Raw genomic sequence first — 22,409 nt, 5'->3', positions numbered from 1 at the left:
CAGGGAATCATCCCCGCTTTTTTCTTAAAATTCTTGTGCTGACAGTGTAATCGATACTTCTCCCTGTTTTCCTTCCCTGTAATACGTGACCGTCATTTCATCTCCAGGATTTTTCTTCGTATATAAATGTTTTCTTAAATCAATAACATCCATGACTGGTTCACCATCCAGGGCTACGATTACATCATACCGTTTTAGTCCACCTTGGGATGCTGGTGCAACTGGTTCAATCATTTCAATAACTACGCCACCTTCTACACTCCGTGGCAACTTCAGTGTGTTTTGCCAATGGTAGCTGTGGATTTCTGAAAGTGATCGTGGTTCAATTCCCATATATGGACGAGCTATTTTTCCATCCTCTTCAAGATCATCAATAATTGGTTTTGCTACATCAATCGGGATAGAAAATCCAATCCCCTCTACCGCATGTTGGGCAATTTTCATCGAATTAATCCCAATTAGCTGACCCTGCATATTAATTAAGGCCCCACCAGAATTCCCTGGATTAATTGCCGCATCGGTTTGGATTACTTCTGCATGCCAGTCCTCTACTCCATCACCGTTTAAATCCTGTGGTACAACTCGTTCTTTACCACTTATGATTCCCTGGGTAACCGATCCTGCAAATTCTAGTCCCAAGGGGTTTCCAATCGCAATAACAGGTTCTCCAACCTTCACATTTTCCGAACTTCCAAGGTCTATTGCCTGGTCCACTTCTTCTGCTGATACACGCAATACGGCTAAATCGGAAAACATATCACTTCCTAACAATTTAGCTTCTATTCTTGACCCATCTGCTAGTACGACTTCAACTTCTGAAGCACCTTGTACAACGTGATGATTGGTTACTACATAAGCATACTGACCCTTTAATTTGTAAATGACTCCCGAACCAGTTCCTGCTTCGTTTCGTTGATTGATCCAAAAGTCTGATCCGCCAATATTCACTACACCAACTACGGTGTTTGAAACATTTTCCACAATGTCTGTAACCTGAGTTGATATGTTAACATTCACAGATTGTGTAGTGCCATCTCCATTACCTTGAGTAATTGTATTGTTTTCATCATCTATCGTGAATTGATATGGAAGTAAATTGGCTTGTATTAATGTAGGTAATGACAGTATGACGAGAAAAATACCTAAAATAAGTCCAAGTATAGACGGTATAATCCAGCTCTTTCCGCTTCGCTCTTGTCTTTTTGGTCCATGGTCATCATAATAACCCAATTTTATCACCTAACCTTTCTTCATACTCTTTTACTTTTAATAAATACGTACGAAAAAGGAAAATAGATTTATAAAATTAGCTAACTTCATAAAGAGGTGTCGCCTGTTTAGGATCTGTATCATATAATTCCAAGCTCGTATTCCCCATGAACCCACGTTCTTCTAGGATTTGACTCACGGACATACGTGCTAAATCTTTCATATTGTTATCTTGGCTTAAATGAGCTAAATAAATGCGTTTCGTTTTATTTCCAATAATATCTGTTAATGCGAGGGCACAATCTTCATTCGAAACATGACCAAGATCACCTAATATTCTTCGTTTTACATTCCAAGGGTAACGCCCCATACGAAGCATTGAAATGTCATGATTGGCCTCAAATATATAGGCATCAGCATTTTCCACGGTTTTCTTAATTCGTTCAGATACATAACCTAAATCTGTTACGAGTGCTACTTTTTTTCCATTATGGTGAAAAACATAAAACATAGGTTCTGCAGCGTCATGGGAAACACCAAATGATTCGACATCTATATCACCAAATGTTTGAGTTGTTTCCATATGAAACATAAACCTTTGACCAAGTTTTACGTCCCCTATTTTCCCTTCCATAGCTTTCCATGTTTTCTCGTTTGCATAAATCGGCAACTGATATCTCCGGGCTAATATCCCCAAACCTTTAATGTGGTCGCTGTGCTCATGTGTAACCAAAATCCCATCCAAATCATTAGGATTAATATCAATTTGGTTAAACAAATTCTCCATTTGCTTTCCACTAAGTCCCGCATCTACTAATAGTTTTTGTTTATCAGAGCCAATATAAAAAGCATTCCCCGAACTCCCTGATGCTAAAACACTAAAATGTAATGTCACTGTTCTTCACTCCGCCAGTTTGATTCAACTTCATTAATAAGTTGTTGTATTTCCTCTATAAATTCATTTTCATCTCTGGAAATCATTTGTCTCTCCATAGCATTAACAAAATAATTCCGATCCCTGTTAATTGTTACTCTCCAAGTCGGTACAAACGCTTGTACACCTTCTGTTAATGGAACTAACGTATGGTAACCGAGTACTACATCTGTAATTTCATCCCCTGAATAAACTGCGTTATTAGCATATAAAACTTCAACCGCTTGTATCGGTTTTATGATTTCTTTTTCGTTGCCTTGAATTTGGATGTCATCTAACATTTTTTGTACATATCGAACCATTTCGTTATCCTCATTTAAGAAAACGAGGAGCATTCCCCCTGCATTAAAGTATACAGGTTGATCTTCGTATCGTTGGAAAAACAGGAGGATATTTAAGTCGGTATTTAATCCCCAAAACATGTACTCGTTACTGTATAATACATTGTCGTTTACCTTTCGAATAATCGTTTCACGATTCGTTATATCATCAATTGCAATAGGTTGCTGAAATTCATAGATGAGTAGTTCATCATTATAAATGTTATAGGTACCGCGTTGATTTAAATGACTGACTTCCTCTTCTGTATATTTATGAGGCCGTGCAGAAATATAGTGGGCTTTTTCAGTTACATCTGGTAGATCATCGATGATAATTTCTTCCGCTTCAATTTGCTCTTCAAAGGTAGATTCCGAAATAACTTCCCAGTCTCCTTGGTTTTGTTTATTAACATATTGGGTAAATAGAAAGATATCCAAGGCAAGGAAGCATATGATAAAAATGGTTTTAATCTGCCCCCATTGCATCTTTACTGCCTCCTTGCTTTTCGATTGAGTCAGAGTTGTATAAAGGTATCCACGTTCCATTATACTCAATATACCACTCCGGTTCTAAAGAAATAATATCCCTCGAGAACCCTTCACTTTCCTCTTTGATGGTGTATCCAATTTTTATATCACTGATTAGGTTTGGATTATAATATGTCTCTATAAAGTTTAATACACGTTCCCCGGAGACTAGATTGATGACTTGATCATAACTTTCAAATGATGTTGTTAAACGGAATAACGGGCGATCATAACGATTCACTTCTTGGTTAATCCATTTTATATTAATGGCGCTTAGTTCGTCATGCCCAAAAATAGGAAAATTATTAAAATGCATTCGATATGTTACTGTGTTATCCGTACTGATTTGAAACAAATAATAATCTCCAGTCCATCCATGGTGATCATTAATAAATTGCACAGTATTATAGATTAACTCATCATGATCCAAACTGTTCCGCTCGTCAGTTACTGGATTAACAAACTCCATAAATCGTTGATTTTGAATCCCTTCAAATATACGTATTGAACGGCTGCCATCCGTGTAATATTCCTTCCCTAGATTCGCTTCATTTCTTCTTACAATAGACGGTTCGGTAAACAGCGCATTTACAAGCGGTGATACGGAAATATTGTTTGTTGTAAATGTTCGTCTCGGTAATCTTACTTCCTGACGAGGCAAATAAATCTCCGTATTTGGATTTATTTCGTATTTATTTACTTCTATATATTTTTCATTTCCGATTCGTTGAAATAAACCTGAGATATACTCATAAGACTCTTCATTTCGAACCTGAGCTGTAATTGTGTCATGATTTACAGACGATACAAATGAAATGTTAATCCCTAATGTACCATCTGCCAACTCAATAATCATTTTATCAAATTCACGATTAGCAAAGCTTTCATTATCTACAAGTAAAAGAGAGCCTATCATAGAATATGGAATTGGTTCTGGAAAAAGTAGTTCAATCGTTGTATGCTCCGAACTGTGTTGACCTCTTTGTGAAAAGTGGTCAAATTCATGTATCGGCCACTCTTGTAAATGGTTTAATAATTGGTCTCTGTCATGATTGTCCATCAATAAAAAGTGTTGGCCCATATAATTCATAACGATATGAGATGGTTTCACTACATCTCGAATCTCCTGTTCAGTCCCATTTATAAACGTATCATGTAAAATAACAGGCGTTTCTTCCAACTCATCATAAATTGGCTGATAACTCCAAAGACCTACAGTCAATACAATACTGAGACTTACAAGAATGACTAGTAAGATTGATTTTATCCGTTCAATATTCATAACTCATCACCCGGAATTTCTGTAAGAGGGAGAGAGAATGAAATGGTCGTTCCCTTTCCTTCCTTACTTCTAGCCCATATTTTTCCGCCATGAGCTTCAATTAACTCTTTTGCAATGGCCAACCCTAAACCTGTTCCTCCTAAATTACGTGAACGAGCTTTATCTACCCGATAGAATCTCTCAAAGACTTTATCTACCTGTTCCTTCGGTATTCCGACTCCTTCGTCTGAAATATGAACTTGGAGCAGGTTATTGTTTATTTCCATCCGAAATGTTACATTCCCGCCTTCTGGTGAATATTTAATGGCATTAGAAATAATGTTATCCACTACTTGTGTCAGTTTATCTTTATCTGCTAATACCCATACATCATCTTCTGCAACGTAGCGAACAAATTGAATATCCTCACGCTTGTTCATCTCAAACCGGTCAATAATATGATGGAAAAAAGGGGTAAAATTGATTTTCTTCCTACGAATTTTATAATCTTTATTATCCATTTTTGATAATTGTAATAAGTCGTTCACAAGGCGAATCATACGTTCCGTTTCCGTTTGCGTCACATGTAAAAACTTTGGGGCAATTACAGGATCTTTCCATGTTTCCCCTTCGGTTAAGGCATCAATATAGCTCCGCATGGTTGTTAAAGGTGTTCGCAGTTCATGGGATACGTTCGCAACAAACTCTTTTCGCTCTTGCTCTATTTTTTCTTGTTCGGTTACGTCACTTAATACTGTTATAAATCCATTCATTTCGTCATTTTCATCTTGAATAACAGAAAAGCGGGCTTTTAAAAGCAACGGCTGCTTAGGGGTACTGAAATCAATAATTATAGAATCTTTTTCCCATATATCTGTAATGTTCTTCAACTGATGATTTAAATCTAGGACTTCGATTAAGGGTTGTCCTTTTATTTCTTCAAATGGCTTTCCTAACAGCTTTATAGCCGGGTCATTCATGAGTATGATGTTACCAACATGATCTGTTGCGATGACCCCGTCATTCATATTTCCCAGTACGGATATGAGCTTACGCCGTTCTCCCTCGGTGTTGGCTTGAGCCTGTTTTAACTTATCATTAAGTTCGTTAAAGGAAATAGCCAGTTGTCCAATTTCATCCGCACCATATATATTCACTTTGTTGGAGAAGTCACCTTCTGCCATAATTTTTGCTTGCTTGCGCATCTCTGTAATTGGTTTGGAAATAGTTCGAGCCACAAAAATCCCTAATAATGCTGAGATGGTAACTGCGAGCATTGTTCCTTTAGCAAATATGTTATTGATTTCCTGTAACTGGTTATAAACGTTCTCTAAATTTGCTTGTAAATATATCGCTCCGCCTACCTTATCATCATTTATAAAGATAGGTACGGTCATGACGAGATTTCGATTTCCTGTATTGGGATCAAGTTGTTTTCTTTCCGAATGAGTCCCAAAAATTAACGTACGGTTTGCTCTTGTCGTCTTTTTCCCTATATCACTTTTATTGAATCGGTTTGTTGTTCCAACAATTCTACTATTCATATCGATCACTTGTAATTCTGTTACAACATCTGAATCAAAATCCGATAATATTGAACTTATCGATTCTTGTAGGGTTGGTGAGCCTTCCCTCCGTTCACTTGAAAAGGCTTGTTCTAAACTATATGTTAACAGTTGGATACGGTCATTAATGGATTGTGAATAGTTCTCTAACAGTTTCGTCTCTAGCTGTCTTGCAAAATAACCCCCAATTACTTGTATCGCAATTAAGAGTAACAGTATATAAATAATAATAATTTTAAATCGAATAGATTGGAAAAAGTTGATAATCCTTTTCATAAAGCACTACTCCTGCTCTGGATTTCGCAAATAATAGCCTACTCCTCTTCTCGTAACAATCCACATAGGATTACTTGGATTCTCTTCGATTTTTTCTCTAAGTCTTCTTACCGTTACATCTACAGTTCTAACATCTCCATAATAATCATAGCCCCACACCGTTTCTAATAAATGTTCCCTCGTCATTACTTGTCCAATGCTCTTCGCTAAATAATGGAGTAATTCAAATTCCCTGTGAGTAAGCTCTATTTGCTCCCCGCCTCTTGTTACCGTATAAGCATCTGGATGGATGACTAATTTTCCAATTGTAATATCCTGATTGTTTTCTTGTTCATCATCTGTTTTATTATGACGTCGTAAATTAGCCTTTACACGAGCTAATAGCTCACGATTACTAAATGGTTTGGTAACGTAATCATCCGCACCCAATTCCAATCCTAGTACTTTATCTATTTCCGAGTCCTTTGCTGTTAGCATGATGATTGGCATACTATATTTCTTACGAATATCACGACATACTTCCATCCCGTCTTTTTTCGGAAGCATAATATCGAGTAAAATCAAATCAGGCTTTTCTTGTTCAGCTAGTTGAATCGCCTCTTCTCCATCATATGCACAAACGACTTCATATCCTTCTTTTACTAAATTAAACTGCAAAATATCAGCTATAGGTTTTTCATCATCAACGACTAATATTTTTTGATCCATATTCATTCACTTCCTCTCGAAGCTTTTCCTTATAGTCATTTTATCGTATTTTACAAAAAAAGTCTTTTACGATTATATTAAGAAAAGATAGAAGACCTCTAGCCTTTAGCTAGAGGTCTTTTAAGTTTAATAATAATCCAATGGGTTCTGTAATCGCTCTTCGAAGTACATTTCAAAATGTAAATGGATTCCTGTCGAACTACCGGTTGACCCTATAAATCCAATGGGTTGACCCTTTTTCACTGATTGTCCTTCACTAACATGTAGTGTAGATAAATGGCTATATGTTGTTTCAAAACCATTTTGATGGTCAATTACGATTCTCTTTCCATATCCTCCTCTAATTCCAGAGAAAGTTACTACACCATTATCTGCAGCAAAGATATCTTTACTCTCTACCCCAGCGATGTCGATTCCTTTATGATAACTACCCCAACGCCATCCGATGTGGCTCGTAATCTCTCCTCCATCTGTAGGCCAATAAAAGTCTCCCGAACCCTTCGTTGGAATTTCTTTCGTACCTCGTATAATAATTTCATTTACAGGTTTTTTTATCATTTCTTCGCTCAATATTTCTTTTTCTTTTACTTCACCATTATGAATAAATAGACGGGAATGAACTAACATTTTTCCTTCCTCGCCAGGTTGCTTCACTTTCGTCTGACCCTCATATAATTCAGTAGATGTTTCATATTTAGTATTGTAGGCAATTGCCTTCTCTTCCAATTCTTCCTCTTGAACCATAACATGCAAATACGGTTCCCTCTCTTTAATAATAATATTATCCCCGTCTTCAACTTTCTGTTCCACAATATTGGGGTTATTTGTCTCGATTTCATCAAGTGACATTGCATACATTTCTGCAATTTGTTCGATAGTTTGGCCATCTTGAACAGTGTGTGTTCTTTCTACGTAGTGTCCCCTATCTAATAACTTCACCCCTTGTTCAACGAGCAATAAATCAGTTGGAGGTACCTTAGCCTCCTTTATTTCAACATCTTCTATTAATGTCACATCGACTACTTGTCGTTCCCCTAACGTTAATTGTTGTTCTATACTACTATGTTTATCTTGAGAAGTATCTATCTTTAATTGCTCTAATATATCTTCTGTTACGTATTGTTCTATATACTTATCGATAACTTGTTGGGCTAATTGTTTATTTTGAAAATACCCGACTAAGTGTCCATCCACTACTAATTGTACTCCGCGAATGCTATAAGTTAATTTATTATAAAGTCGTTTAATAACTTGATCGTTATTGTAAATAGGTTGGAATGATACTTCAGGAACGTATTCCACCGTTTCATTGATAGTTAAATTTAATTCATCATATTTTTCTTCCTCTGTTGTGATTTGCTTCTCAATATACGTTTCTACTAACTCTCTATTGCTTACAGTTCCCATAAACTGACTATCAATATATACATGGTAGACTTGAGGATATGCTGCACCGGATGCTTTAACGAGGTCCGACTTCGTTCCAGAACCAAAACATAAGGTGAAAACAATTATCATCATGATACAAATTTTTATTTGTAGCAATGTTCTATGTTTTCCCCTGCTTTTTTTCTTCACAACCTTTTCCTCCTATATCGCTTTTCTAGCGTTATCATTATTTCTATCCCTATACTTTTACAATCTACCACACGATTATTAAGAAGAAAATATAAGTAGAAACATTGTAATATACTTGTATAATATGGGATCGAATTATCGCTATAATAGTCTATCGTTAGACGTTATTCGTGATAATTAGCTAGTATTTCAAAACCCTTTGTTACAGTTATATTACAGGCAAAATAGACTACTTCTTTTTCACCTTTACCTATAATTCTAAAAAATATACCTGTTAATTGATTTAATTCTATCTTAAAGCAAAAAAAACTGCGTATGGAACCATACGCAGTTTTTGTTATTAATAAATTGATTTAAGTACGTTCGTCTGTTCACGGTCAGGGCCAACAGAAAAAATAGCTATATCTACCCCTGTTAATTCGGAAATGCGTGTAACATAGTTTTGTGTTTCTTTCGGTAATTCATCAAAGGCTTTTACGTCCGTAATATCTTCTTGCCACCCAGGTAGTTCCTCATAAATTGCTTCACAATCAGCCAAAACATTTAAACTCGCTGGGTATTCCTCTAAAACTTCACCTTTATATTTATAAGCAACACAAATCTTTAAAGTTTCAATGCCTGTCAACACATCTAACGAATTTAAAGAAAGGTCTGTTATACCACTCACTCTACTTGTATGCCTGACTACAACAGAGTCAAACCATCCTACACGGCGAGCACGCCCTGTTGTCGTTCCGTATTCCTTACCTGTTTCTCGAATGTGATTTCCGACCTGATCAAACAATTCGGTAGGGAATGGTCCATCTCCAACACGTGTCGTATATGCTTTCGAAACGCCCATAATTCGATCGATCTTTGTAGGTCCTACTCCAGTACCAACGGTTACACCACCAGCCGATGGATTTGAAGATGTTACGAATGGATATGTGCCGTAATCTAAATCAAGCATAACTCCTTGTGCACCTTCAAATAAAATGTTTTCCTTCTCATCAATAGCTTTATTTAATAAAACGGAAGTATCACAAACATATTTAGCAATTTGTTGGCCATATTGAAGATATTCTACGTAAATATCCTCAACATTTAATGGTTCGACTTCGTAAACTTTTTCAAGTAATACGTTCTTTTCTCTAACATTTGCTTCTAGCTTTTGGCGAAATGTTTGTTCGTCCAAAAGGTCACATATACGTATTCCCATACGAGCAGCCTTATCTGTATATGCTGGGCCAATTCCCTTTTTCGTCGTCCCAATTTTGTTATCACCTTTAGACTCCTCTTGAAGTTCATCCAGTCTCATATGATAAGGTAAAATGACATGGGCACGGTTACTTATACGTAAGTTATCCGCAGTTATATTTCTTTCTTTTAGATAGGCTAATTCCTCTAGTAATGCTTTTGGGTTAATGACCATTCCATTACCCATGACACAAACTTTATCATTATCAAATATCCCCGATGGAATTAAGTGAAGTTTATATGTTTCACCGTTAAATTTAATTGTATGTCCTGCATTATTTCCACCTTGATAACGTGTGACAACATTTGCTTGCCGAGATAAAAAATCAGTAATTTTCCCTTTTCCTTCGTCTCCCCATTGTGTACCAACAACTACCGCCGTTGTCATAAAGACACCTCCAACAATATACCTCTAATTACAAACAACACGCTTAATTTTACCAGTAATATTGTAGAATCGTCAACTAATTACCGAACATTTATAAAACGAACAACCATTTTGTTCGCAAATTCACCATAAAAAAACCGACCCTTTTCGGAGTCGGTTAGGCTGGTGGTATTTCTTCTGGTGAGTATCGATGGTCTAAATCAACGAACTTATTATATTCTTTTACAAATGCTAGTTCTACTGATCCTACTGGGCCATTCCTGTGCTTTGCAATAATTATTTCGATAATATTTTCCTTTTCAGATTCCTGATTGTAGTAATCATCACGATATAAAAACCCTACGATGTCTGCATCCTGCTCAATACTTCCTGACTCACGAATATCAGACATAATTGGTCGCTTATCTTGTCGTTGTTCAACTCCACGGGAAAGCTGTGATAAAGCAATTAAAGGTACATTTAACTCACGGGCCAATCCCTTCAAGGAACGGGAAATTTCCGATACTTCCTGCTGGCGGTTTTCGCTTCCATTCCCCTGGATTAACTGTAAATAATCAATTAAGATCATACCTAAACCGTGTTCTTGCTTAAGCCTACGACATTTTGAGCGAATTTCACTCACCTTTATCCCTGGGGTATCGTCAATGAAGATTCCTGTATTTGATAGATTCCCCATTGCCATTGTTAGCTTACCCCAGTCTTCTGCTTCAAGTTTACCTGTTCTTAGACGTGTTGCGTCTATATTACCTTCTGCACATAACATACGACTAACAAGTTGATCGGCTCCCATTTCTAAACTGAAGATAGCAACATTTTCCTGAGCATGTGTTGCCACGTTTTGAGCAACATTTAATGCAAATGCTGTTTTACCCACCGATGGACGAGCTGCAATAATGACTAAATCATTACGCTGGAATCCTGATGTAATTTGGTCTAAATCCCTAAAGCCAGTAGGAACACCTGTTACTTCCTCATCATGGTGATGAAGCTGTTCAATATTATCATAGACTTCTATTAATACGTCTTTTATATTTTTAAACTTACTTGTATTCTTCTTTTGTGAAACTTCTAATATACTTTTTTCCGCATCGTCTAAAACATTATCGACTTCATCTTCCTCAAAACTAGTTTTCACAATATCTGTTGCTGCTGATATAAGTCGACGAAGTGTAGCTTTCTCTTCTACGATTCTCGCATAATATTCAACATTTGCAGCTGTTGGAACCGAGTTAGCGAGATCACTTAAATAGGATACACCTCCAACTTCATCTAAAAGTTGGGCATTAGATAATGAAGTTGTAACTGTAACAAGATCAATAGGCTCACCTTTATTAGATAGATTCATCATTGCACTAAAGATACGCTGGTGACTAGCACGATAGAAATCATCAGGTTGCAATATTTCGGAGGCCGTAATCATCGCTTGGGGTTCTAAAAAGACAGCACCAAGCACCGCCTGCTCTGCTTCAATATTATGTGGTGGTGTTCGGTCATTCCACTCCTCGTTCAATTCCGGTTCCTCCTATCATGTCTTTATTTTTCTTTGATGTGTACTTTAATTGTACCTGTTACATCCGGATGTAATTTTACGGGTACATCTGTGTATCCTAAAGCACGAATCGGTTGGTCTAACTCAATTTTCCGTTTGTCAATTGAAATGTTATGCTTTTTCTTTAACACTTCAGCAATTTGCTTACTTGTTACCGAGCCAAATAAACGTCCGCCTTCTCCTGATTTCGCAGCAATCTCTACAGTTAAATTAGCAAGTGTATCTTTTAATTGTTTTGCCTCATCTAATTCTTCTTCTTTTAGCTGTTGTTCTTTTTTCTTTGTTTGTTCCAAAGCTTTCAAATTTGCTTTCGTAGCTTCAACAGCAAGATTGTTCTTTAACAGATAGTTTCTCGCGTAACCTTCAGAAACGTTTTTCACTTCACCCTTTTTGCCTTTTCCTTTTACATCTGCTTTAAAAATTACTTTCATTCGTCTTCTCTCCCTTCAAAGTATTCATCAACAATTTCCTTTAATTGTTGTTCTACTTCATTAATGGATGCTTCGCTTACTTGTGTAGCTGCGTTTGTTAGATGTCCACCGCCATGCATTTTCTCCATGATCACTTGGACATTAATGTCACCCAATGAACGTGCACTTACACCAATTTTCTCGTCTTCCCGCTCCGATATTACGAACGAAGCTTTTACACCACTCATTGTTAGCAATGTATCGGCTGCTTGTGCTATCAAAATAGGTCCGTAACGTTCTCCTTCGTTGGCTTTGGCAATCGCTACACCTTGTTTGTAAATATAGGCCCCTTCAATTAACTTACTTCGTTGTATATAAACGTCGATGTCCTCTTTTAGAATCTTTTGTACTAATATCGTATCAGCACCTTTTGATCGTAAATATGAGGCTGCATCAAACGTTCTTGAACCTGTTCGTAAAGTGAAATGCTTCGTGTCTACAATAATACCAGCTAATAAGGTTGTAGCTTCTAGCATGTTTAGTTTTAAAGTAGACGGTTGGTATTCTAATAACTCTGTAACCAGTTCTGCAGTGGATGATGCGTAAGGCTCCATATAAACTAATGTTGGATCTTCAATAAACTCTTCTGCACGACGGTGGTGATCAATGACTACAACATGTTCTGTTCGAGGTAACAGTCGTTCTTCAATAACGAGTGATGGTTTATGTGTGTCTACTACAACGAGTAACGTGTCTTTTGTCACAATATCCAATGCTTCCTCTGGCGTAATAAACCACTTTGCTAAAGATTCATTTTCGTAGATTACGTCCATTAGACGTTGCACACCTGCATTAAAACCATCAGGGTCATATATAATATACCCTTCTTTATCATTGGCTTGTGCTACTTTTAAAATCCCTATGGCGGCACCAATTGAGTCCATATCTGGGTTTTTATGGCCCATAATTAACACTTTGTCACTTTCCTTCGTCAATTCTTTCAACGCGTGAGAGATTACCCGTGCTCGGACTCTAGTTCGTTTTTCCATTGGATTCGTTTTTCCACCATAAAATTTCACTTTACCTTGTTCATCCTTAATGGCGACTTGATCACCGCCTCTACCTAACGCTAAATCTAAACTGGACTGTGACAATTCTCCTAAGTCAGGTAGAACAGAAGTCCCCTTTCCAACTCCGATACTTAATGTCAAAGGAACATTTTTATCGGAAGTAAGCTCTCGGACTTCATCTAATATTTCAAATTTCGTTTGTTCTAATTCTGTTAAAATTTCATTATTCATGATACCGATAAAGCGTTCTTGAGAAATACGTTTTAAATAAATCCCATGTTCATTTGACCATTTATTTAGTAAAGCAGTCATTCTTGAGTTTAAATGACTTTTTACCGTATCGTCCATTGCCTGTGTAACATCTTCATAGTTATCTAAAAAGATAATCGCCAGTACTGTTTGTTCGTTGATATATAAATTTTCAATTTCCTTTTGTTCAGTACGGTCAAAGATATAGAGTAAACGTTCATCTTTTTTAATAATGGTTTCAAATGTTTTTTCACCGTATTGAAACCACGTGCTTTCTTTTTCGTCTTTTAAAGCAGTAATAAGTTCATTAGATATCTGATTTAATTCATGACCTACTAATGTTTCTTCCTCAACAAAATCGTTCATATAAGGATTGGCCCATTCTATTTCAAAATCATCACTATAAAGCACGATTCCGATCGGCATTTCTAATAATGCTTCCTCTCCCACCTTTTTTACCCGGTAAGAAAGTGTAGATATATATTCTTCAGCTATATTTTGTAAATGCTTTTCTTTTTTCACACTGTAGTATACGGACCCAATTAATAAAACGGCAAAGATAGCTCCGAATACCCATTGATAGTAAGTAACAAAAGCTAATAAAATAATCGCTAACCCATATACAGTTAAAATGTGACTGCTAAAGGTTACCTTTTTTAAAAAATTCGACATGAATGTCAGCTCCTAACCATGGTTCCAACGTTAAGCAGAATCTTTTTCACTTAAACGTTTTCTAAGGTTGAATGCTATATCAATTATACCTAAAATCCTGATTGGATAAAGAACCAATAATGGGAAAAGTACGACCCCAACAATTGTAATAATAGGGACCGTTTTTGACCACTTTTTATAATGTACGTAATAAAAGATGAAAGACAAACCGTGCAATGCTAAAAACATACCTGTGAAGATATACACATTTACCGCTGCCTGGTTTATATAATTTCCGGATTCAGGATATATCCACATTAATACTAGGGCAATCATATAATACCAAAATACTGGAACGGGAATTTGAAACTCGCGAAATGGTGGAAAAGCATAAGATTGGTTGTCGATACGATTAAGTATTTTGAATCCAATCCATATTGTAATAAAGGAATAGATAACACCAACAATCCCTAATATAGTGGGAATTAAGTACGGTATTTGTTTCATCTGTTCTTCTAATTGGGTTATTGTATCTTCCGAAGTTCCTCCTATATCACCGATAATTTGTTCCGTATTGGATACAGATGTTTCAATTAATGTGTTCATTTCTTCAGTCCAATTGATTTGAAAGAACCATTGTGTGATTAGAAAAAGAAGGACAAATCCTAAGGCAAAAGCTAGGGATCCTTTTGCCCAAACTTCATATGGTGATTTCTTTTGGTATAAAGCAAAGCCTATTGTTAAACCGCCTATTCCTGTTAATAAAACTAACGGAATGGTGAAAATTGATGTCAGTAAAGACGCAACAATTATGACCGCTACAAACATGATTAATGCTTGCTTTAAACCGTTTCGACTCGTATAAATTAAAAATGGAATCGGCAATAAAAATAACGTGAAAACTTCTACTAACGGCACTAATAAAGTGATTAACAACATCACTAAATATGTGCCAACAAATAAAGCTCCTTCAGTTAAAGCTGTTAAATTCTTCATTACGGCACCTCGTTAAACATTCATTCCACAGTTGTTATTTTAACAGTGGACATAGTTTCTGTAAAAAAGTATGTGCAATTACATATATCCTCCATCATACCACGAAAAAACAATGTATGAACAAACAACATCTTAACAATGAATTCATTATTTCCTAGTTTTTTACTCTATATTACATTTCCGAATAGTATATCATCTTGTTGAAATGAAAAAAGAAATGATATAGATTTTGATCTACACCATTTCCTTTATGAAATCACTATTCCACTAAGTATTATGTTGACTGTTCCTGTCTTTTCACAAAATGTCCTGATCCTAACCAAGCAGACAATGCAAACATTAAATATATGGCCTGTGTGGCCGATTGCCCCTGTAAAAGAATTTGTAATCCAACACCTATTCCTAATGCCGGAATTACGAGTAGGAATGTCCTTATAATCCGTTCAATTCCCTTTTTAATTGGAAGTGGCCATATCTTTGAAAATATAACTCCTAATGCTACTCCTAAGCTTACGACTGTAAGGATTTGCATAATAATTGCTGGTGTAGGAAAAGGCCATTCAGCCATATACGCACCAATAAGATAAAATAATTCCAAGAAGAGGGCAATTCCAAAGACCTTTCGTATCACAAGCAAATTTAAATAAGGATGAACAACATATAAAGCAAGTGTGACAATTGCAAATAATATTGTTGCTACCATCTTTTATTTCCCCCTTTCCTTTTTTGAAAAAGGGAACCTCCATATGGAGGCCCCTTTTCCCTTTTATTCTGATTTTTCTTCTGATACTTTTGGAACTCGAATCTCTTCTACCATTTGAGAAATTTCTTCTGGTGGAGCTTTAGTAGATCGAGATACGATAAAGGAGACAGCAAAGTTTATAACCGCTCCAACAGCCCCAATACCTTGTGCATTTATGCCGAGGAATGACTCCATAACTTGTGTTTCTGTTCCAAATATTTGTGAAGAACGCATTAGTAATATCATCATTACCGTAAAGGATAGGCCAGAGAGAATACCCCAGATTGCACCCTCACGGTTCATCCGTTTATCAAAGATACCAAGGAAAATAGCCGGGAACAAGCTTGCTGCTGCAATTCCGAATGCAAAGGCCACAACCTCTCCAACGAAGCCTGGTGGATTCATACCGAAGTAACCCGCAACGATAACGGCTAGGAAAATCATCCATCTTCCAAAGGCTAAACGTTGTTTCTCTGAGGCAGTTGGTTTAATTATTCGATAATATAAATCGTGAGACACTGCACTAGACATCGCTAATAATAGGCCTGAGGCGGTTGATAGTGCGGCTGCTAGCCCTCCGGCGGCTACCAGTGCAATAATAAATGGTGACAACTCTGCAACTTCAGGTGTTGAAAGAACGATAATATCACGATCAATAATAACTTCGTTTGTATCATCTCCAGAGAAGGTCAACAAACCGTCACCGTTCTTATCATCAAGTTGGAGTAAGCCGGTTTCTTCCCATTTACTTACCCAGCTAATGTCCCGCACTTCCTCAACAGGTTCGTTGTTAAAGCTATTAATTAAATTGTATTTTGCGAAGACACCGATAGCAGGAGCTGTTGTATACAGTAATGCAATGAAGATGATCGCCCATCCAGCTGACCAACGTGCAGAACGTACATCTTTAACTGTGTAGAAGCGAATAATAACGTGAGGAAGACCTGCAGTACCAATCATTAATGCCAGAGTTACCGCAAAGACGTTTAAAGCTGATAGATTTTGAAATGGAGCTAAATACTCATTCATTCCTAACTCAATTTGAAGATGACTTAAGTCTTTTGCTAGACTTGAGAAGGTTAATCCTAATTGCGGAACAGGAATACCAGTAAGTTTTAATGAGATAGCTACTGCTGGTATTATGAAGGCGATAATTAGTACAAAGTACTGAACTACCTGTGTCCACGTAATTCCTTTCATACCACCCAAAACGGCGAAAAATGCTACAATCGTCATACCAATTAATACACCAATGGTAATTTCTACTTGTAGATAACGACTAAAGACAATTCCTACCCCTCGCATTTGTCCTGCAACATATGTCAAAGAGATAAACAATGTAGCAATTGCTGCTACCGCCCTAGCACCATTTGAATAATAACGGTCACCAATGAAGTCTGGCACTGTATAACGGCCAAATTTACGTAAATAAGGGGCCAATAATAGAGCGAGTAATACGTAACCGCCTGTCCATCCCATTAAATATATCGTACCATCATAACCTAAGAACGATATTAACCCCGCCATGGAAATGAAGGATGCAGCTGACATCCAGTCTGCAGCAATTGCTGCACCATTAGCCACTGCAGGGATTTCTTTACCTGCAACGAAAAAGTTGCTCGTATCCTTTACCTTCGACCACCAACCGATGTATATGTAGATGGCGAAAGTGAGTAATACCAGGGTGAGTGTTATATGTTCAACCGTCATGACTCATCCCCCTTTTTATCCTTTTCTGTCAAAATAACCTCTTTTACATCATACTGTTCATCTAATCGATCCATTTTAATGGCATAAAAGAAGATCAGGCACACAAATACGATGATAGACCCCTGCTGTGCAAGCCAAAAAGAGAATGGAACGCCAAAGAATGGTATATTGCTAAACGGATTGGCCATTATAATGGCACCAAACAATGATACAGAAGCCCAAATAATTAACAAAGTAATGATTAAGCGAATATTTTTCTTCCAATATTCTCTTTGTTTTTCAGAAATGTTCTGCTCATTTTTTACCATTCTTTTTAACACCTCCTTAATGTTTTAACGAAAACGCTTACAAACGAAACAAATATATTTTACTCCTTTCAACACCTCCCTCGGACTTCCTATAATTCATTCATATATTCCTAGATGGTAAAGTATTCTAAATTTTGCGTAAAAAACTATTTTTAGCTAAAAAAAAGGTATAGGAATTAGTTCCTATACCTTCTCATTTCATTCCTCATAAAAAAACGCAGTTAAAGTTGTCCCTTAACTGCGTCTATCCAAAAAATTATTCACTCACGTATGGCAATAGTGCCATTTGACGAGCGCGCTTAATCGCTTTTGTCAATTTACGTTGATACTTCGCTGAAGTACCTGTTACACGGCGTGGAAGAATTTTTCCTCGCTCAGAAATAAATTTTTTCAACAAATCTACATCTTTATAATCGATGTGCGTAATCTTGTTTACTGTGAAGAAACACACCTTTTTACGTTTGCGTCCGCGACGAGCCATGTTCTTCCCTCCTTCTTAATTGATATTAGAATGGTAAGTCATCATCTGAGATATCGATCGGTTCACCATTATTGGCAAACGGATCATCATCACGATTGTTATTATTTCCAGTATCGTAATTAGAAGAATTTCCCGTTGAACCTGAGCCGCCTTGAGGTGAGCCTTTCGACTCTAGGAACTGAATAGTATCAGCGACCACTTCCGTTACAAAAACTCTTCGGCCTTCTTGACCTTCAAAGCTCCTCGTTTGAATCCGACCATCTACACCAATTAAACTTCCTTTTTTCATAAAATTGGCTAGATTTTCAGCTGCTCTTCTCCATACTACACAGTTGATAAAGTCAGCTTCTCGATTTCCTTGCTGGTTAGAAAATGGTCTGTTAACAGCAACCGTAAAATTTGCAACAGCTACTCCGTTAGGTGTATAGCGCAAATCCGGGTCCTTTGTCAGTCTTCCTACCAAAACGACACGATTCAACATTAGAAACACTCCTTATTGATCATCTTCACGTACAGCTAAATGGCGAATTACATCGTCAGAAAACTTAGCTTGGCGATCAAATTCATTAATAGCTTCTGCGTTACCATTAAAGTTGATTAGTACGTAGTAACCTTCGCGGAAATCGTTGATTTCGTATGCAAGTCTACGCTTACCAAGTTCGTTAACTTCTGTAATTTCCGCACCGTTATTTGTAAGCACGTTGCTAAAACGTTCAACTACCGCTTTCTGTGCTTCCGTTTCTAAATCCGGGCGGATGATATACATAATTTCGTACTTTTTCATCCGTCTTCACCTCCTTTTGGTCTTAGCGGCTCCGTTAGGAGCAAGGAGTAATACTCACGTATTTACTCACAATTGTATATTATAGCAAAGTAGTCCTTAAGTTACAATAGTAACCTTCTTATACGTTAAAACGGAAATGAATAACATCTCCATCTTTCACCACGTAATCTTTTCCTTCAAGACGGACTTTTCCCTTTTCTCGCGCTACAGCCATGGAGCCTGCTTCCATTAAGTCACTATAAGATACGGTTTCAGCTCTAATAAAACCACGTTCAAAGTCACTATGAATAATGCCAGCAGCCTGAGGAGCTTTCATTCCTTTTTTAAATGTCCATGCTCTGACCTCTTGTTCTCCTGCAGTGAAAAAGGTAGCTAAACCTAACATATAGTATGAAGCACGAATTAACTGGTCTAATCCTGACTCCTCAATCTCGAGATCTTCTAAAAACATTTCTTTTTCTTCGCCGTCAAGTTCGGCAATTTCGGATTCAATCTTAGCACAAACTACAATAACCTTTGCGCCTTCGTTGCTTGCGTACTCTTGGACTGCTTGTACATTTGGATTGCTTTGTGGATCTTGTATTTCATCTTCTCCAACATTTGCTACATATAGTATTGGCTTTGATGTTAATAGATGCAGTTGTTTAACAAGTTTCTCTTCCTGTTCGGTGTACTCCAGGGCGCGTGCTGGTTTTTCAGATTCAAACGCTTCCTTTAGTCTCACTAGTACTTCGTATTCAGTTAACGCTTCCTTATCTTTTTGTTTTGCTAACTTTTCGACACGACTAATACGTTTTGTAACTGTTTCAAGGTCAGCCAATATTAATTCTAAGTTTATTGTTTCAATATCATCAATTGGGTCAACTTGACCAGCTACGTGTGTAATATTTTCATCATGAAAACAACGCACTACTTGACATATCGCATCTACTTGGCGGATGTGGGATAAAAATTGGTTCCCTAACCCTTCTCCTTTACTTGCTCCTTTTACAATTCCTGCAATATCGGTAAACTCAAATGTAGTTGGCACTGTTTTTTTCGGTTTTACTAATTCAGTCAAGGCTGTTAATCGTTCATCAGGTACTTCTACAATACCTACATTCGGATCAATTGTCGCGAACGGGTAATTGGCCGCTTCTGCTCCGGCTTGTGTAATCGCGTTAAATAATGTAGATTTCCCTACGTTAGGTAGTCCTACAATTCCTGCTGTTAATGACATTTATTCCACTCCTTATTCCGTCCCTTTTCCCTCTTCGGTCATACCAATTATAGAGAGTACCCAAAAAAAATACAAGCTAGAGACAAAGAAAAACAAGGAACATATCCCCTTGTTTTTTCACTTTATTTCTTATGAAAGTTTACATTTTTCCATGAAATATACTGTTGTTCTTTTTGTTTCACGTGGAACAAGAGTTATTTACTCACTCACCTTCATGTTTTACAAGTATCTTTTTTACTTTTTTTTCAAATTGTTTTCTTGGAATAAGTACGCTATGTTGACATCCTTCACATTTCACCCGTATATCCATTCCCATACGAATAATTTTCCATCGATTTGTACCACATGGATGTTGTTTTTTCATTTCTACTACATCATGTAAACCGAATGATTGCTCCTTTTGCACTTTATCCCCTCCTCTATTTATTTCATTTCATTTATTGGTTCCAGCTTAATTTTAGTAATGTATGTTCAATTTCTATTTTAGCAACCTTTTATTCAATTTTGTACCGGTTTGCGACGGGATATAATAAAATTGCTGACAAAATATATAAATTTAATATTCCATAGAGAGGATATAAATACTTAATTAAAGTGGCAAAGCCAAAACTTGTAAATGGAATCATTAATGAAATCGTGACCAAAGCTAGTAACCATAAAGGTAATTTCATTTTACCTTTTAACCGGCTGATAAAACCAAACACCCCTGATAATGCGGTTGTGAAAAGTGCTAGCCATAATAAAGCACTAATAAATAAGAAAAACTGATAGGGATAGTGTTTTAAGATAGCGAATAAAGGGATTTCATATAAAAGAATTTCCTCTGCTAAGTAGATTAAACTATTATTATAAATGTACGTTATCACTCCTAACACAAGCCCACTACCTACACTTGCAATCCAAATCTCACCTTTCACTTTCACATGTTTTCCAACAGCACCTAATACGGCAATTAACGGTAATATATTTAAAGCTGTGAATGGAAAGGCAGATGACCAATTGTGTTGTTCAACCCACTGAGCAGAAAGCGATAAATGTTGTTCCGCATGAAATATATAGAGCACATAAAATAGTCCACCTATTAAAAGAGGCAATAATAAATTATTCATGGATAAAATCCCTTTAATGTCCCATACAAACGCAATAACGAGAGGAATACATAGGGCCCCTATTCCCCACCAATAAGGAAAGTGAAAGGCTTGCCACGTAGCTCCACTGCCCGCCATCATTACGACAGTGGTTGTAAATAAATAAAACAAAATAAGTTTATCATAAAGAGATGTTAAATGTTTGCCTACAATTAACCTTAATACAGGCAAGTAGTGAGAGGACCTTTGTTCATAGCTGATGGATAATATGACGTAACAACATATCGCAAACATAACGGTAAACAAGATTATAGCTAGTCCACTGCCGTGGCCAAAAAATTGCCATATTTCCCTTCCAGAAGCATATCCTGCACCAATAGTTGTCCCAATTATAAGGAACATCCACTTCATTCCAGATTTAATCATGACGTCTCCACCACTTTCTGAACAATCGTTCAATAATCTTTACAACAGAGGTATAGGAACTGTAATTAATCCGTATACTTATACCATTATGTTTGTGGAGGAAGAGCTATGAGTCTAAAAGACATCCTTTTTTTAAAAAAGAAGGAACAAAGGTTTTCCTATTTAGAATCTACGACTCCATTAAAATTAGGTAAAACCCTTTTTCAACTTGTTCCTAAGGAGCACTCGGAAGTCGTTGTTATATGTATTGGAACCGATCGATCAACCGGGGATTCTTTAGGACCTTTAGTAGGTACCTTTTTAAAGGAATTCGAATTAAAATCAGTAACGGTTTATGGAACGCTACATCTACCTATTCATGCAAAAAATTTAGAGCAGCAAATTGAAGCGATCTCTAAAAGACATCATAACCCATACATAATTGCAATTGATGCTTGTTTAGGAAGGGCATCTTCTATTGGAACATTAATATGTGGTGTAGGCTCAATACAGCCCGGAGCAGCTGTACAAAAAAATCTCCCCAATGTAGGAGATGTATATATAAGTGGTGTCGTTAATGTACATGGATACATGGAATACTTTGTTTTACAAAACACCCGCTTATCTGTCGTCATGGAAATGGCTAAACAAATCGCACGTAGTATTAAATGGTTTGATCAGTACATGAACCGTGATAGAAAACAAAAAGAGAATTGGGTAAACTAGCCCAATTCTCTTTTCTAT

At 36.8% G+C, this 22,409-nt stretch carries 22 protein-coding genes; 1 reads left to right on the top strand and 21 read right to left on the bottom strand.

Features of this window, described 5'->3' with window-relative positions; translation table 11 throughout:
• Positions 1-24: 24 nt before the first annotated feature.
• From NLW78_RS10360 to NLW78_RS10260, 21 genes are all read right to left on the bottom strand, one after another.
• A complete protein-coding gene (locus NLW78_RS10360; RefSeq protein WP_254497057.1) occupies positions 25-1,230 on the bottom strand; it encodes a S1C family serine protease in 1,206 nt (401 codons plus the stop codon).
• A 76-nt stretch (positions 1,231-1,306) separates the two neighbouring features.
• A complete protein-coding gene (locus NLW78_RS10355) occupies positions 1,307-2,104 on the bottom strand; it encodes an MBL fold metallo-hydrolase (protein ID WP_254497055.1) in 798 nt (265 codons plus the stop codon).
• On the bottom strand, positions 2,101-2,949 hold the full coding sequence (locus NLW78_RS10350) for a two-component system regulatory protein YycI (RefSeq protein ID WP_254497054.1): 849 nt from the start codon (positions 2,947-2,949) through the stop codon (positions 2,101-2,103). The genes NLW78_RS10355 and NLW78_RS10350 overlap by 4 nt, the downstream gene beginning before the upstream one ends.
• On the bottom strand, positions 2,930-4,273 hold the full coding sequence (locus NLW78_RS10345) for a YycH family regulatory protein (protein WP_254497052.1): 1,344 nt from the start codon (positions 4,271-4,273) through the stop codon (positions 2,930-2,932). The genes NLW78_RS10350 and NLW78_RS10345 overlap by 20 nt, the downstream gene beginning before the upstream one ends.
• Positions 4,270-6,093, bottom strand: a complete 1,824-nt coding sequence (gene walK / locus NLW78_RS10340) for a cell wall metabolism sensor histidine kinase WalK (RefSeq protein ID WP_254497050.1) — start codon at positions 6,091-6,093, stop codon at positions 4,270-4,272. Before walK ends, NLW78_RS10345 begins: the two co-directional genes overlap by 4 nt.
• A gap of 6 nt (positions 6,094-6,099) precedes the next feature.
• The gene (gene yycF / locus NLW78_RS10335) at positions 6,100-6,801 is read right to left on the bottom strand and encodes a response regulator YycF (RefSeq protein ID WP_254497358.1); all 702 of its coding nucleotides are present in this window, start codon (positions 6,799-6,801) and stop codon (positions 6,100-6,102) included.
• A gap of 126 nt (positions 6,802-6,927) precedes the next feature.
• A complete protein-coding gene (locus NLW78_RS15680) occupies positions 6,928-8,379 on the bottom strand; it encodes a peptidoglycan DD-metalloendopeptidase family protein (protein WP_254497049.1) in 1,452 nt (483 codons plus the stop codon).
• A gap of 340 nt (positions 8,380-8,719) precedes the next feature.
• Entirely contained in the window at positions 8,720-10,003 is a 1,284-nt protein-coding gene (locus tag NLW78_RS10325; RefSeq protein ID WP_254497048.1) for an adenylosuccinate synthase, read from the bottom strand.
• Positions 10,004-10,160: 157 nt separating this feature from the next.
• Positions 10,161-11,513, bottom strand: coding sequence for a replicative DNA helicase (gene dnaB / locus NLW78_RS10320; protein ID WP_254497047.1), 1,353 nt, complete (start codon positions 11,511-11,513; stop codon positions 10,161-10,163).
• A 23-nt stretch (positions 11,514-11,536) separates the two neighbouring features.
• Positions 11,537-11,983, bottom strand: a complete 447-nt coding sequence (gene rplI / locus NLW78_RS10315) for a 50S ribosomal protein L9 (RefSeq protein ID WP_254497046.1) — start codon at positions 11,981-11,983, stop codon at positions 11,537-11,539.
• Positions 11,980-13,953: a DHH family phosphoesterase gene (locus tag NLW78_RS10310; RefSeq protein ID WP_254497045.1), complete on the bottom strand. Its 1,974-nt coding sequence runs from the start codon at positions 13,951-13,953 to the stop codon at positions 11,980-11,982. The genes rplI and NLW78_RS10310 overlap by 4 nt, the downstream gene beginning before the upstream one ends.
• Before the next feature lie 30 nt (positions 13,954-13,983).
• Entirely contained in the window at positions 13,984-14,928 is a 945-nt protein-coding gene (locus NLW78_RS10305) for a YybS family protein (RefSeq protein WP_254497044.1), read from the bottom strand.
• Between the two features lie 274 nt (positions 14,929-15,202).
• Positions 15,203-15,631, bottom strand: a complete 429-nt coding sequence (locus tag NLW78_RS10300; protein WP_254497042.1) for a hypothetical protein — start codon at positions 15,629-15,631, stop codon at positions 15,203-15,205.
• Positions 15,632-15,694: 63 nt separating this feature from the next.
• The gene (locus NLW78_RS10295) at positions 15,695-17,380 is read right to left on the bottom strand and encodes a sodium:solute symporter family protein (RefSeq protein WP_254497040.1); all 1,686 of its coding nucleotides are present in this window, start codon (positions 17,378-17,380) and stop codon (positions 15,695-15,697) included.
• Positions 17,377-17,688 carry a DUF4212 domain-containing protein gene (locus NLW78_RS10290; protein ID WP_254497038.1) on the bottom strand — a complete coding sequence of 104 codons (312 nt, stop codon included), beginning with the start codon at positions 17,686-17,688 and terminating at the stop codon, positions 17,377-17,379. The genes NLW78_RS10295 and NLW78_RS10290 overlap by 4 nt, the downstream gene beginning before the upstream one ends.
• Positions 17,689-17,944: 256 nt before the next feature.
• Positions 17,945-18,169 carry a 30S ribosomal protein S18 gene (gene rpsR, locus NLW78_RS10285; protein ID WP_254497036.1) on the bottom strand — a complete coding sequence of 75 codons (225 nt, stop codon included), beginning with the start codon at positions 18,167-18,169 and terminating at the stop codon, positions 17,945-17,947.
• Positions 18,170-18,194: 25 nt separating this feature from the next.
• Entirely contained in the window at positions 18,195-18,650 is a 456-nt protein-coding gene (gene ssb, locus NLW78_RS10280) for a single-stranded DNA-binding protein (RefSeq protein ID WP_254497034.1), read from the bottom strand.
• A gap of 12 nt (positions 18,651-18,662) precedes the next feature.
• Complete coding sequence (gene rpsF, locus NLW78_RS10275) at positions 18,663-18,953, bottom strand: 30S ribosomal protein S6 (protein ID WP_254497033.1); 291 nt, start codon at positions 18,951-18,953, stop codon at positions 18,663-18,665.
• A 118-nt stretch (positions 18,954-19,071) separates the two neighbouring features.
• Positions 19,072-20,172, bottom strand: coding sequence for a redox-regulated ATPase YchF (ychF, locus tag NLW78_RS10270; protein WP_254497032.1), 1,101 nt, complete (start codon positions 20,170-20,172; stop codon positions 19,072-19,074).
• Positions 20,173-20,374: 202 nt separating this feature from the next.
• A complete protein-coding gene (locus tag NLW78_RS10265; protein WP_367617675.1) occupies positions 20,375-20,578 on the bottom strand; it encodes a DUF951 domain-containing protein in 204 nt (67 codons plus the stop codon).
• A gap of 88 nt (positions 20,579-20,666) precedes the next feature.
• Positions 20,667-21,686, bottom strand: a complete 1,020-nt coding sequence (locus tag NLW78_RS10260) for a YkvI family membrane protein (RefSeq protein WP_254497031.1) — start codon at positions 21,684-21,686, stop codon at positions 20,667-20,669.
• 108 nt (positions 21,687-21,794) lie between these two features.
• Here NLW78_RS10260 and yyaC point away from each other — a divergent pair, with 108 nt between their 5' ends.
• A complete protein-coding gene (yyaC, locus tag NLW78_RS10255) occupies positions 21,795-22,391 on the top strand; it encodes a spore protease YyaC (RefSeq protein ID WP_254497030.1) in 597 nt (198 codons plus the stop codon).
• Positions 22,392-22,409 lie beyond the last annotated feature (18 nt).

This window comes from Salirhabdus salicampi, assembly GCF_024259515.1.
Taxonomy (GTDB): domain Bacteria; phylum Bacillota; class Bacilli; order Bacillales; family Alkalibacillaceae; genus Salirhabdus_A; species Salirhabdus_A salicampi.
This window is presented reverse-complemented; position numbering and strand designations above follow the sequence as displayed.

What these genes read in the sequence shown, in the direction of transcription:
- yycF (WP_254497358.1), bottom strand. Translation starts at nt 6,801, where the DNA reads ATGGATCAAAAAATATTAGTCGTTGATGATGAAAAACCTATAGCTGAT.
- NLW78_RS10305 (WP_254497044.1), bottom strand. Translation starts at nt 14,928, where the DNA reads ATGAAGAATTTAACAGCTTTAACTGAAGGAGCTTTATTTGTTGGCACA.
- rpsR (WP_254497036.1), bottom strand. Translation starts at nt 18,169, where the DNA reads ATGGCTCGTCGCGGACGCAAACGTAAAAAGGTGTGTTTCTTCACAGTA.
- NLW78_RS10310 (WP_254497045.1), bottom strand. Translation starts at nt 13,953, where the DNA reads ATGTCGAATTTTTTAAAAAAGGTAACCTTTAGCAGTCACATTTTAACT.
- rplI (WP_254497046.1), bottom strand. Translation starts at nt 11,983, where the DNA reads ATGAAAGTAATTTTTAAAGCAGATGTAAAAGGAAAAGGCAAAAAGGGT.
- NLW78_RS10295 (WP_254497040.1), bottom strand. Translation starts at nt 17,380, where the DNA reads ATGACGGTTGAACATATAACACTCACCCTGGTATTACTCACTTTCGCC.
- NLW78_RS10325 (WP_254497048.1), bottom strand. Translation starts at nt 10,003, where the DNA reads ATGACAACGGCGGTAGTTGTTGGTACACAATGGGGAGACGAAGGAAAA.
- NLW78_RS10260 (WP_254497031.1), bottom strand. Translation starts at nt 21,686, where the DNA reads ATGATTAAATCTGGAATGAAGTGGATGTTCCTTATAATTGGGACAACT.
- ychF (WP_254497032.1), bottom strand. Translation starts at nt 20,172, where the DNA reads ATGTCATTAACAGCAGGAATTGTAGGACTACCTAACGTAGGGAAATCT.
- ssb (WP_254497034.1), bottom strand. Translation starts at nt 18,650, where the DNA reads ATGTTGAATCGTGTCGTTTTGGTAGGAAGACTGACAAAGGACCCGGAT.
- rpsF (WP_254497033.1), bottom strand. Translation starts at nt 18,953, where the DNA reads ATGAAAAAGTACGAAATTATGTATATCATCCGCCCGGATTTAGAAACG.
- NLW78_RS10300 (WP_254497042.1), bottom strand. Translation starts at nt 15,631, where the DNA reads ATGGTAGCAACAATATTATTTGCAATTGTCACACTTGCTTTATATGTT.
- NLW78_RS10345 (WP_254497052.1), bottom strand. Translation starts at nt 4,273, where the DNA reads ATGAATATTGAACGGATAAAATCAATCTTACTAGTCATTCTTGTAAGT.
- NLW78_RS10350 (WP_254497054.1), bottom strand. Translation starts at nt 2,949, where the DNA reads ATGCAATGGGGGCAGATTAAAACCATTTTTATCATATGCTTCCTTGCC.
- yyaC (WP_254497030.1), top strand. Translation starts at nt 21,795, where the DNA reads ATGAGTCTAAAAGACATCCTTTTTTTAAAAAAGAAGGAACAAAGGTTT.
- walK (WP_254497050.1), bottom strand. Translation starts at nt 6,093, where the DNA reads ATGAAAAGGATTATCAACTTTTTCCAATCTATTCGATTTAAAATTATT.
- NLW78_RS10290 (WP_254497038.1), bottom strand. Translation starts at nt 17,688, where the DNA reads ATGGTAAAAAATGAGCAGAACATTTCTGAAAAACAAAGAGAATATTGG.